Source organism: Thioclava pacifica DSM 10166 (assembly GCF_000714535.1).
In the GTDB taxonomy this organism is placed as follows: Bacteria; Pseudomonadota; Alphaproteobacteria; order Rhodobacterales; family Rhodobacteraceae; genus Thioclava; species Thioclava pacifica.
Map to the genome: position 1 here is coordinate 1 of NZ_AUND01000040.1, position 12,045 is coordinate 12,045.

Consider the following 12,045-nt stretch of genomic DNA (forward strand, 5'->3'; position numbering starts at 1 on the left):
GTGCCGATCATCGCGATTTTCATAGTCTGACGCCCCTTGTGGCTGCGTTGTCTTTCGTGATTCCCGCTCCGCGACAGCTCCGGCCCGGATCGGACAAACCCACGTGTTTCTTCTCAGAATCCGGACGGGAAAACGAGAGGCGAAACGTCGCTCCGGATAACCTGCGGCCGCAATTGGGCGATTTCATGCAAGAAAAGTGCTAAACTGCAACAGTCTTTAAGGCCACGTGAACAGGTCACGAATTTCCCCCTTTGCAATCACGATAAGCTGTGCAAATCTCGCCCGGAAGCTGCCAGTCATGGGCGGCTCCTTACGGTAATGACGGAGATTACTATGAAAAAGATCGCTACCATCGCTCTCGCCCTCGGCCTCACCGGCTCGACCGCTTTCGCCGGCGGCTACACCGCTCCGGTCGTCGAGCCCGAGCCCGTTGTGGTTCAGCAGTCGTCGTCCTCGAACCCGGCGATCGTTGTTCCGATCCTGCTGCTGGTTGCCGTGGCTGTCGCTGCGTCGAACAACTAATTTCGGCTAACACCGATTTTTGGAAGGGGCCGGACGCATGCGTTCCGGCCCTCTTTCATTTCCGGACACGAGGGGTAGGGCCTGACAGTCCGGGGACAGGAAAAAGCCCGCGTCCAGCGCGGGCTTTTTGCGTCTTCAGAGAGAGGCGCGATTAGTTGCGCAGCTGCTGGATCGCCACGTAGCCAAGCGCGGGCCCGATCCACTGGCGCGAGGCGAGGATCGTTCCGTTTCCGTCCACCAGATAGCTCAGATCGAGCGTGACGCCCGAGCCCTCGCAATGCTCGGCCACCTGCTGGGCCGAGATCCCGCCCTGATCGACCATACCCGCGGGCTGGATCGTGCAGGAGACGGGCAGGGGGCGCTCGGCCCCGTCGCCGTCGAGATAGCGATAGGTTCGTTTCGCCGTGCCTGCCTTGCGCGCATGGATCAGCGCGCCTGCGGCAGCGGTGTCGGCCGACATCAGGTCACGTCCGAGGCCACGCGTGCCCGCCAGCAGGCCGTCGCGCAGGATGAAGGCGCGGGCATCGGGCGTCTGATAGGTGCGCATCGCCCCGTTCTCGCCGCGCATCGCGCCTACGGTGGACGCGCCGCCGGCCTCGAAGGTCACGAGGATGACCGGGCCCTGGATCGATTGCAGCGCGGCAGCCGCGAGGCTGGCCGGGTCGCTGGGCGCGGCCGGGGCCGCGGCCGCTTTCTTGCCGGGAAGGATCTTGCCGAAAGCCGATTTGACCATCGTGCCGCCGACGGAGCCTCCGTCTTGCACGCCGGCGCTGTCATGGCTCGAGCAGCCTGCAAGCAGGCCGAGACCCAGAACCGCCCCGATCAGGGCGCGCGGGGCGCGGCTCATCGCCAGAACCTCCCCCAGTCACGATAGAGACCGCCCTGATGGCTGCCCTCGAGCGTCTCGTAGAGCCGCCCGTCGACATTCACCTGAGCCCCGCCATCGCCCACCGAGGGCCGGATCGTCGTCGAGAAGCTCTTGAGCGAGGGTTGGCCCGTCGCGTAGCCCAGCGGGATCGTCAGGCGGATGCCCTTGTCGAAGTGACCGTCGCCAAACTCCTCCTCCGACATGTCGGTGAAGGTCGCGAACGCGCCGATCTTCCAGCCATTCGCCATCTCGCGATCGAGCGAGATCGTTGCGCCCCAATCCTCTGCGAGGTAGCGGCCCACGTCGAGCTGGCCGGTCAAACCATCGCCGAAGTCGTAATAGGCCGAAAGGAAGCCGGTGACCGTGTCGTAATCCTGGAAGCCGAAGCGCTGGTCGAAGTCACGTTGCTTGACCCAGTTCAGTTCGGCGCCGAGCGCGAGGCGGCTGTCGACGGGCTTCCACAGCAGTTCGCCCGAGATCCCGCCATACATCCGCTCGAGATAGCCCACGGTGACGCGCGAATAGAGGTCCTTGCCCGGACGGCCATAGGCCGCGAAGGTCAGGTTCTGGAGCGCCAGATCGCCGTGCTTCTGGTATTCGTAGATATCGGTGCGCACATGTGGCGCGGTCGAGGTCGAGGTGGTGGTGACCTCGTCGAGATTGCCCAGCACCTTCTGGCGCACCTCACCCGCGATGATCATGCCCGGCGCGAGCTCGTAGCGCGCCTTGATCGCGAAGCCCATATCGGCGTGCAGGCCTTCGCCCGGATCGAAGGGCGACAGCTCCAGATAGGGGCCGATGCCCCAGAGCAGGCGCGGATAGAGCCCCGCCGTCTGCGTGTAGCCCTGAGCGCCGCGCTCGGCCTCGCCAATTTGTGCGACAGCGGCGATCTGGGTCGAGGGGCCGTTTTCAAGGCGCTCGATGTCGCTGCGCGAGAGCGTCGTCGTCGAGGCGGGCATGCCGCGTTCGACCAGCGTGATCTTGATTGTCTCGACAGAGGCGGGCAGGGCGCGCGTCGCGATGCGCGCGGCATGGCCGATCGCCTGCGGATTGGCGCGATAGGTCTCGTTCGAGATCCGCAGATCCGCGGAGGTCGGACTCAGCTTGAGCGATTCCAGAACCTGCCCGTCCTTGCGCAGCGCATCGGCGATCGCGGTCTGGATCGCGGGGCGCGCGGTCGAGTCATTGGCCCAGTCGGTCGACCAGGCATCCGGGTTGGTGGTACGCGCGGGACGCGGCGCGACCGGGATCGGCGCGCGCTCAAGGCCCGAAGGCGCAACTGGATGGCGCGGATCGAGCGCGATGTTGAATTGCAGTCCCAGCTTGTCGCCATGCAGCACATAGCCAGAGACCGAAGCGATCTGGTTGATCTTGTAATCGACGCCGAAGTTGAACGGCGTCTTCACGTCGATCTCGCCGGCAGCTTCCTGCGCGGCATAGGCGTCCTTGGAATATTCCGCCTTCAGCGTCAGCTTTTCGGTCGCCTGCCAGGCGAGCGAGGCGAAGGGCGCCGAGGGGCCTTTGAACCAGGCCTCCGAGTTCAGCCCGCCGGTGGTCGAGGGGGCAGGGCGCGTGCCGCCGCCCGAGCCATCCGAGCCCAGCCGCCCCCAGCCCCAGCCGACGCTGGCGCGCAGGCGCGGCGAAAGCGTCTTGGTCGCGACGACATATTCCGAGGCATAGATGCCATTGTCGAAGATATCACGCAGACCGACGGCGAAGGCCGGACGCCAGCCCTTTTCGTTCACGAGCTGGAGATGCAGGTCGAGGCTGCGATCCTTGAGCGTATCGCCCGCATCCAGCCCCTGCTCGCGCGAGTAGCGCACGGTGGCGGTGAGGCGGGGGAAGACCTGGAAGGAGAAGTTCGCGCGCTGGCTGCCCTGATAGCCCGAGAGCGAGCCCACCAGTTCGCCATCGCGGAAGACCTCTGCGGTGGGGGTGTCGATCGCGCCGGGTGCACCGAGCGTGCCGATGCTCCACGCGATGGTCGATTCCGCACCTGCCGGTTGCGCGAGCCCCATGCCCGCCAGAAGCGCCGTCGTCGCGATGCCGCCCGTGATCCGTTTCATTCGTCTTCCCCGAAGGTTCTTTCCCAGTCTGACGCCTTTCCTAACCGCTTTTGCACGCGCGCGCGAGAGGTGAGTGAAGATGCGTGAGCAGGCGTTGCAGTTTGGTGGCATCGGGGAGGAACCGCGCCCGCCCAGTCTTCCCGATACCCACCCGTTCTCTGCGGGCGACCTTCCACTGGAGAGGCGCCCGGTTCCGGCTCAGCCCCTGCGGCAATCTGTCAGAATGATCTCCTGAGAATATATGTTATCAGATAACATAACAAACGAGGAAATGCATGTCGCAGCCTGCTCAACATATGCCGAACGCGCGCCGCCATGGTCATGGCATGGGCCACGGTCCGGCGCATGCCGCGCGGCATCAGCAGGACCAGCATGATTTCCACACGCTTCTGAAGCATCACGCCCAGATCGCCCGCGAGGTCACCGAGACCCCGGACGGCATCATCGCCACCACGCGTTCGGACGACCCGCAGATCGCGGCGCTGATCCGCAAACACGCGGTCTCGATGCATGAGCGGATGGAGAAGGGGCTGGGCTTGCGCCACTGGGATCCGGCTTTCGCCGAGATCTTCGCGCAGGCCGACAAGGTCGAGATGCAGATCGAACTTCTGCCCGATGGCGTGCGCGTCGTCGAGCGCTCGGACGATCCGAATGTGGCGATCCTGATCCACGCGCATGGCGCGGTGGTCTCGGGTTTCGTCGAAGGCGGGGCAAAGGTCGCGGCTCACGAGAGCCCCTTGCCCGACGCCTATATCCGAATGGCCGGCTCGTCACCGGTCGGGTGAGCGATCCGGCGGCACGCTGCGTCCCTAGTGCCGCCGGATCCGCCCATATTCCCTACATGCAGGCCTCGAAGAGCGCGCGGGTGTTCTCGCGCGTCATCTCGACCGGGTTGCCGCCGCAGGAGGGGTCCTCCAGCGCCATATCCGTCAGCATGTCGAGGTCTTCCGCCTTCACGCCCATCGCAGTCAGGTTCGCGGGAATCCCGAGCTCGGTGCGCAGGCTCTCGACGCGCGCCTTGAAGCCCTCGAACCCGCCCGCGATGCCAAGGTAAGCCGCCGCCTGCGTTATCTTCTCCTCGATGGCGTCGCGGTTGAAATCGAGCACCATCGGCATCACGCAGGCATTGGTGGTGCCGTGATGGGTGCCGTAGACCGCGCCGACCGGGTGGCTGAGCGAATGGATCGCGCCAAGCCCCTTCTGGAACGCGACCGCCCCCATAGCCGCTGCCGACATCATGTGCGCGCGCGCCTCGATATCGGTCGGGGTGGCATAGGCCTTGGGCAGGTTCTCGAACACCAGCCGCATGCCTTCGAGCGCGATGCCCTGGCTCATCGGATGATAATGCGGCGAGCAGAACGCCTCGAGGCAATGCGCCAGCGCGTCCATCCCCGTGCCCGCCGTGATGAAGGCGGGCATGCCCACCGTCAGTTCCGGGTCGCAGATCGTGACCACCGGCAGCAGTTTCGGGTGGAAGATGATCTTCTTCTTATGCGTCGCGGAATTGGTCAGAACGCCTGCGCGCCCGACTTCCGAGCCGGTGCCTGCCGTGGTCGGCACCGCGATGATCGGCGCGATCGTGTCGGGGTTGGCCCGCGTCCACCAATCGCCGATATCCTCGAGATCCCAGACGCTTACCGGCTGATCAACCATCAGCGCGATCATCTTGCCCAGATCGAGCGCCGAGCCGCCGCCGAAGCACACGACCCCGTCATGCCCGCCCGCGCGATAGACCTTGAGCCCGTCTTCCATATTGGTCTCGTTCGGGTTCGGATCGACCTGCGAGAAGACGGCGCGGCCCAGCCCGGCCGCATCCAGAATATCGAGCGCCTGCGCGGTGATCGGCAGGCTCGCCAGCGCCTTGTCGGTCACCAGAAGCGGCTTGGTGATGCCTGCGGCCTTGCAGTGATCGGCCAGTTCCTTGACCCGGCCGGGGCCGAATTTGATCGCGGTCGGATAGGACCAGTTGGCGGTGGGGGCGCTCATTTCGTCACCTTCTTGAGATGGTAGGATTTGGGTCGGGTCAGCGCGTGATAGCCGAGCACGGAGAGCGAGCCGCCACGGCCCGTTTCCTTGCAGCCCGTCCAGCACAGCGCCGGGTCGAGATAGTCGCAGCGGTTCATGAACACCGTGCCGGTCTGCAGCCGGGCGCCGATCGCCTCGGCGCGCACCGGATCGGCGGTCCAGAGCGAGCAGGTCAGCCCATAGTCGCAATCGTTCATCGCGGCGATGGCTTCCTCGTCGTCTTTCACCGACATGATGCCGACGACGGGGCCGAAGCTTTCTTCGCGCATCACGCGCATCTCGTGGTTCACATCGACGAGGATCTGCGGCGCGAGATAGGCGCCGCCATCGTCCGCCGGGAACAGTGCGGGGTCCAGAAGCGGCCTCGCCCCGTCGGTGATCGCATCCTCGATCTGGCCGCGCACGACATCGGCAAAGCGCTTGTTCGCCATCGGGCCGATCGTGGTTTCGGGCTCGAACGGGTTGCCGAGTTTCAGCTTGCTCGCCCAGTCCACGGCCTTCTCGACGAAGGCGTCGTAGAGACTTTCATGGACATAGATCCGCTCGATCCCGCAGCAGCACTGGCCCGCGTTGAACAGCGCGCCATCCATCAGCCCGTCGACGGCCGCGTCGAGATCGGCATCCTCGGCCACATAGCCCGGATCCTTGCCGCCCAGTTCCAGCCCCATGCCCACGAAAGTGCCCGCCGCGGCTTTTTCGATATTGCGCCCGCCACCGACCGAGCCGGTGAAGTTGATGAAATCGAAGGCGCGCTCGCCCAGCAGCGTCTCGGTCACCTCATGGCTGAGGAAAACGTTCTGGAACACGTCTTGCGGGATGCCTGCCTCGTGGAAGGCTTCGGCGATGCGCTCGCCCACCAAGAGCGTCTGCGTGGCGTGTTTCAGCATCACCGTATTGCCCGCGATCAGCGCCGGCACCAGCGAGTTGATCACCGTCATGTAAGGGTAGTTCCACGGCGCGATGATCAGCACGAGGCCCACCGGCTCGCGGGTGATCTGGCGCAGGAAGGCGGGGCTTTCCTCGACCACCATCGGCGCGAGAGCGCTCTCGGCGATCGAGGCCATGTAGCCCGCGCGCTCGTTCATGCCGCCGAATTCGCCGCCATAGCGGGTCGGGCGGCCCATCTGCCAGGCCAGCTCCTCGACGACCTGGTCCTTCTTCTCGTTGAGCTTGGCGATACCCGCCTCGACGAGCTTGATCCGCTCGGCCAGCGGGCGCGACGCCCAATCGACCTGCGCCGCCTTCAGCCGCGCAACCATCTCTTGCGCTTCCAGATGGGAGAGCGTCTTGCGCTCAGCATAGACCTGCCCGTCGACGGGCGAGATGCATTGGATCACTTTCGACATCATGTCTCCTTGCGGGCATCCATGGCCCGCGGTCTCACTTTCAAAAACTCAGGCGCGCTCGAAGCCGCGCATCCGTTCCCAATCGGTGACGACGCGGTTCTGCTCTTCGAGTTCCCAGCGCGCGGCACGGGCGTAATGGGCGACGACCTCAGGGCCGAAGGCGTCCTTCAGCATCGCGCTGCCTTCCAGCGCACCCAGCGCCTCGCCCAGCGATTTGGGCACCTCTGTCACTTCGCCCGCCTTGTAGATATCGCCTGCGGCTTCCGGCCCCGGGTCGATCTTGCCCTCGATCCCGGCAAGCCCCGCCGCGAGCAACGCGGCACAGGCCAGATAGGGGTTCAGGTCGGCCCCGCCGATCCGGCATTCGACACGGATGCTCTTGGTGCCCTCGCCGCAGATGCGGAAGCCCGCGGTGCGGTTGTCGAGCGACCAGACCGATTTCGTCGGCGCGAACAGCCCCTCGCAGAAGCGCTTGTAGCTGTTGGTATAGGGGGCGAGGAAATAGGTGATCTCGCGGGCATGGGTGAGCTGGCCGCCAAGATAGTGATGCATCAGCTCGGACATGCCATTGGGCGCCTCCGCGTCAAAGAAGACGGGCTTGCCGGCTTTCCACAGCGACTGGTGCACGTGGCTCGATGAGCCGGCCTTGTCGGTGTGGTATTTCGCCATGAAGGTCGCCGACAGCCCGTGCGACTGTGCCACTTCCTTCGCGCATTGCTTGACCAGCACATGCATGTCGGCGGTTTCGAGCCCGCCCGAATATTTCACGTTCAGCTCTTCCTGGCCGCGCTCGGCCTCGCCCTTCGAGCACTCCACCGGGATGCCCGCGCGGTAAAGCGCGTTGCGCATGTCGCGCATCGCGGGCTCGCAGCGGGAATTGCCGAAGATCGAATAGTCCACATTGTAGCGTGCCACCGGGGTCGGGTCGGGATAGCCCGCGTCGAACAGTTCCGGGTAGCTCTCCTCGAACAGGAAGAACTCCAGCTCGGTTGCCATCATCACGTCATAGCCCATCTCCTTCGCGCGCCCGATCTGGCGCTTGAGGACCGAGCGCGGCGCATGGGGCACCGGCTGATGGGTGTGATGGTCGAGCAGGTCGCAGATCACCAACGCCGTGCCCGGCACCCAGGGGATCAGGCGCAGCGTCTCCATGTCGGGTTTCATGACATAGTCGCCGTAACCGCGCTCCCAGCTCGAGGCCTCGTAGCCCTGAACCGTCGCCATCTCGAGATCGGTGGCGAGCAGGTAGTTGCAGCAATGCGTTTCCTGCCAGCCGCTCTCCACGAAATGCTGGGCGTGGAAACGCTTGCCCTGAAGGCGGCCCTGCATGTCCACCAGTGCGGCGATCACGGTGTCGATCTCGCCGGCCTTCACGGCTTTCTTGAGCGCGTCGAACGAGAATTTGGCGGTCATTGGCTCCTCCGGAGTTTGAATGCGCCCCGCGACACTGCCGCGAGGCGAGGCGCCCGGCAAGAGCCGGACGTGGGGGCAGGGCGCGCAACCCGATCACGGTGCCGCGCGCCCCTGATATCGTCAGCCGTAGCGGTAGGGCGGGCCTGCTTTCGCCATGGTGTCGTTGTATTTCTTGAAGATGTCCACGACCTTCGCCTTAAGCGGGCTCTCGGCGGCGATCTCGTCCCAGAACTTGTGCGCCGCATCCTCGACCTGCTTCCACTCGGCATCGGGGATCGTGGTCAGCTGCATCTCGGTGCCCTCGACGCGCAGCTTCGCCTCGCCCGACCAATACCAGTACTGGCGGTGGTAATGCGACTGGTCGAAACAGGTTTTCATCAGCGTCTTGAGACGATCCGGCACCTCGTTCCAGCGATCCATATTCGCGAAGAAATGCCCGATCCACGCGCCCGAGATGTTGTTGGTCAGGAAGTAGGGCGCGTTCTTGCCCCAGCCCGAGGTGTAATCCTCGGTGATCCCCGACCAGGCGACGCCGTCGAGCTCGCCCGTTTGCAGCGCGACTTCCACGTCTTCCCACGGGATCGTCACCGGCACGACGCCGAATTGCGCAAGGAAGCGCCCGGCGGTCGGGAAGGTGAAGACGCGCTTGCCGTTCAGATCGGCCAGCGAGTTCACCGGCTCTTTCATCGCGAAGTTGCACGGGTCCCAAGAGCCGGCCGAGATGTGTTTCACGCCCACGGCCGAATACTGCTCGTCCCAGATCTCGTTGAGACCCCATTCGTTGAACAGCGTCGGCACGTCGAGCGAATAGCGCAGCCCGAAGGGGAAGTAGCCGCCGAAGACGGTGACTTCGGTGGGCGAGGCCATCGAGTCGTCGTCCGACTGCACCGCGTCGATCGTGCCCGACTGCATCGCGCGGAACAGCTCCGAGGTCGGCACGAGCTGGTCGGCATAGTAAAGCTCGATCTCCATCTGACCGTCAGCGATCTCGTTGAAGGTCTTGATGCAGTTGTCCACGACCTGTTCGGCCAATGCCGGACCCGCATAGGTCTGCATCCGCCACTTGATCTTGGATTGTGCGAGCGCGGGCGCCGCGAGACCGGCTGCCGCCGCCCCCACCGCGCCGGTGGTGAGAAACTTACGTCTTGTCGTCATCTTTCACTCTCCTTGTTGGTAGGAAAGGCCCGGTTTGTCCGGGCTCTGGTTATCTTCCGAGCACCGCATGCGGCAGCCAAAGCGCCAGCTGCGGGAAGATCATCACGAGGATCAACGTCAGAACCATGACGCCTACGAACGGGATCACCGAGCGGTAGATCACCGGCAGGGTGAAATCCTTCGGCGCCATCGCCTTCATCAGAAACAGGTTATAGCCGAAGGGCGGCGTCAGATAGGCGACCTGACAGGTGATGGTATAAAGGACACCATACCAGATCATGTCGAAGCCCAGATGCCGCGCGAGGCTGACATAGACCGGCGCCACGATCACCAGCATCGCCGTGTCGTCGAGGAACATCCCCATAACGAGGAAGCTCAGCTGCATCAGGATCAGGATCTGCCACGGGCCGAGGCCAAGGCTCTCGGTGAAGAAATCCTCGATCGCGCGGCCCGCGCCCAAGCCATCGAACACTGCACCGAACGAGAGCGCCGCAGTGATGATCAGCATGAACATCACGGTGATCTTCAACGTGTTCTCGGTCGAGACCTTGAAGACCTCCCAGGTGAAGCGGCGCTTCACCGCCGCCGCCAGCACCGCCGAGAGCGCCCCGATCACCGAGGCTTCGGTCAGGCTCGCCCAGCCCTTCAGGAAAGGCACCATCATCGCCACGAAGATGAAGACCGGCATCAGGCCCGCGCGCAGCAGCCGCAGCTTCTCGCGCATGGTAATCAGCGCGCGTTCGTCGGCATCCATCGGCGGCGCGAGCTCGGGGTTAATCTTGCAGCGGATCACGATATAGGCCACGAACAACACCGCCATCAGCAGCCCCGGAATGGCGCCCGCCAGCCACAGCTCCGACACCGGCTGGCGCGCGATCAGCGAGAACAGCACCAGCACGACCGAGGGCGGGATCAGGATGCCGAGGCTCGACCCCGCCTGAATCACCCCCGAGATCATCAGCTTGTCGTAATTGCGCCGCAGCAGTTCCGGCAGCGCGATCGTGGCGCCGATCGCCATACCCGCGACCGACAGACCGTTCATCACCGAGATCATCACCATCAGCAGGATCGTCCCGATGGCCAAGCCCCCCGGCAGCGGTCCGAACCAGACATGGAACATTCGATACAGGTCCTCGGCCAGCCGGCTCTCGGACATCACATAGCCCATATAGACGAACATCGGCAGCGTCAGCAGCGGCGTCCATTTCATCAGCTTCATCACCGAGCCGAAGCCCATCTGCGTGCCCCCTGGCCCCCAGAGCGCGAAGGCCGCCACGACCGCGACGAAACCGATCGCGCCGAAGACCCGCTGACCGGTCAGCATCATCAACAGCATCGTCGAGAACATCAGAAGGGCGATGGTGTTGTAATCCATCAGATTTCCTCCCCGCGGATCGTCGCGATGTCGCGGATCAGAAGCACCGTCGCCTGCAGGAACAGCAGCGCGAAACCGAAGGTGATGATGGTCTTGATCGGCCAGAGATAGGGCCGCCATGCGGTCGGGTTCCGTTCATTGTATTCGAAGGCGTAAACCGTTGAATCGAAGGCCGAATAGACCATGATCCCGAGGTAGAACATCAGCGCGAAGACGGTGAAGGCATCCCACCAGGCCTGCCCTTTGGGCGACCAGCGCGAATACAGGAGATCCATGCGGACGTTCGTGTCCCCCTGCAAGGTCCAGGGCGCGCCCAGCATGTAATAGGCGACCAGCGTGAACTGGGCCATTTCCAGCGTCCAGAGCGCGGGGATATGCAGGATTTTCGTCAGCGACGAGAACAGCATGATCGCCATGATGACATAGAGCAGATACATCGCCACTTTCCCGAGGCGACGGTTGAACCCCTCGACGAAGCGAACATAGGCTCGGATCCATCCTGGCATCAGGCGGCCTCCCCGGTCTGAGTTTCAATGCGCGCGATTGCCGCCTGGAGCACCGGCGCGAGGGTCGCGGCCATCGCGGCCTGCGCCTGCGGGTCGGCGATCAGGTCGTTGCGCAGCTCCAGCATCACATTCGGCAGCCCCATCGGGGTCGCCTGCAGCGCGAGCGTATGGGTCACGCCATCGGCGCCCGAATAGGGTTCGTTGAGCCGCGCATCGAGCCCCGTTCGCGCCTGCGCCTCCGCCAGCACGGCCTGGGCCAGCGTCGCATCGGCATCGTGAATAATGCCCAGCTCGACATCGCGGCGCTGCCCGAAATAGACCGGAGTGAAGGAATGCACCGTCACGATCACCGGCGCTACGCCGCGCGCCAGCCGCCGCGCGATCAGCGCGCGCAGCTCGGCATGGAAGGGCAGGTAGAGCGCTTCGGTGCGCTCCGCCCGCGCGGCCTCGTTCAGCCCGATATTACCCGGAATATCATGCACTTCCGAGCGTTCCGGCATCGCACCCGCATGCTGCGGCGGGCGGTTGAGATCATAGATCAGCCGCGACTGGCAGGCATGGGCGAGCGGCGCATCGAGCGCCTCGGCCAGCCCTTTGGCCAACCCCAGCGCACCCGGGTCCCAGGCGATATGCGCCTCGCGCTGCGCGGCACTCAGCCCCAGGTCGCCCCAGGGCGCGGGGAGGGCATTTGAAGCGTGCTCGCAGATCACGACGCAACGCCCCTTCCGGGCGGCCCCTTCGATCTGGATTGGTGCTATCATGTCAGGCA

11 protein-coding genes are annotated in these 12,045 nt (G+C 64.5%); 2 read left to right on the forward strand and 9 right to left on the reverse strand.

What is annotated here, in order from left to right; genetic code table 11:
• The first annotated feature begins 333 nt into the window (after positions 1-333).
• On the forward strand, positions 334-522 hold the full coding sequence (locus tag TP2_RS15920; protein ID WP_206198354.1) for a hypothetical protein: 189 nt from the start codon (positions 334-336) through the stop codon (positions 520-522).
• Between the two features lie 151 nt (positions 523-673).
• On the opposite strand, the gene TP2_RS15925 is transcribed toward TP2_RS15920, so the two are convergent.
• Both TP2_RS15925 and TP2_RS15930 read right to left on the reverse strand, forming a co-directional pair.
• Positions 674-1,369 carry a YjbF family lipoprotein gene (locus tag TP2_RS15925; RefSeq protein WP_038079546.1) on the reverse strand — a complete coding sequence of 232 codons (696 nt, stop codon included), beginning with the start codon at positions 1,367-1,369 and terminating at the stop codon, positions 674-676.
• Positions 1,366-3,456 (reverse strand): YjbH domain-containing protein, encoded by a 2,091-nt coding sequence (locus TP2_RS15930; protein ID WP_038079548.1) that lies wholly within the window; start codon positions 3,454-3,456, stop codon positions 1,366-1,368. Before TP2_RS15930 ends, TP2_RS15925 begins: the two co-directional genes overlap by 4 nt.
• Before the next feature lie 275 nt (positions 3,457-3,731).
• On the opposite strand from TP2_RS15930, the gene TP2_RS15935 reads away from it, so the two are divergent.
• On the forward strand, positions 3,732-4,241 hold the full coding sequence (locus tag TP2_RS15935) for a hypothetical protein (protein ID WP_038079550.1): 510 nt from the start codon (positions 3,732-3,734) through the stop codon (positions 4,239-4,241).
• Positions 4,242-4,293: 52 nt separating this feature from the next.
• On the opposite strand, the gene TP2_RS15940 is transcribed toward TP2_RS15935, so the two are convergent.
• From TP2_RS15940 to TP2_RS15970, 7 genes are all read right to left on the reverse strand, one after another.
• On the reverse strand, positions 4,294-5,442 hold the full coding sequence (locus tag TP2_RS15940; protein WP_038079551.1) for an iron-containing alcohol dehydrogenase: 1,149 nt from the start codon (positions 5,440-5,442) through the stop codon (positions 4,294-4,296).
• Positions 5,439-6,827, reverse strand: a complete 1,389-nt coding sequence (locus TP2_RS15945) for an aldehyde dehydrogenase family protein (RefSeq protein WP_038079552.1) — start codon at positions 6,825-6,827, stop codon at positions 5,439-5,441. The genes TP2_RS15940 and TP2_RS15945 overlap by 4 nt, the downstream gene beginning before the upstream one ends.
• 48 nt (positions 6,828-6,875) lie before the next feature.
• The gene (locus TP2_RS15950; RefSeq protein ID WP_038079553.1) at positions 6,876-8,240 is read right to left on the reverse strand and encodes a glutamine synthetase family protein; all 1,365 of its coding nucleotides are present in this window, start codon (positions 8,238-8,240) and stop codon (positions 6,876-6,878) included.
• 120 nt (positions 8,241-8,360) lie between these two features.
• A complete protein-coding gene (locus tag TP2_RS15955; protein WP_038079554.1) occupies positions 8,361-9,395 on the reverse strand; it encodes a TRAP transporter substrate-binding protein in 1,035 nt (344 codons plus the stop codon).
• 49 nt (positions 9,396-9,444) lie between these two features.
• Positions 9,445-10,770 (reverse strand): TRAP transporter large permease, encoded by a 1,326-nt coding sequence (locus tag TP2_RS15960; RefSeq protein ID WP_038079555.1) that lies wholly within the window; start codon positions 10,768-10,770, stop codon positions 9,445-9,447.
• Complete coding sequence (locus tag TP2_RS15965; RefSeq protein WP_038079556.1) at positions 10,770-11,276, reverse strand: TRAP transporter small permease subunit; 507 nt, start codon at positions 11,274-11,276, stop codon at positions 10,770-10,772. The genes TP2_RS15960 and TP2_RS15965 overlap by 1 nt, the downstream gene beginning before the upstream one ends.
• On the reverse strand, positions 11,276-12,037 hold the full coding sequence (locus TP2_RS15970) for an N-formylglutamate amidohydrolase (RefSeq protein ID WP_038079558.1): 762 nt from the start codon (positions 12,035-12,037) through the stop codon (positions 11,276-11,278). The genes TP2_RS15965 and TP2_RS15970 overlap by 1 nt, the downstream gene beginning before the upstream one ends.
• Positions 12,038-12,045: the final 8 nt, after the last annotated feature.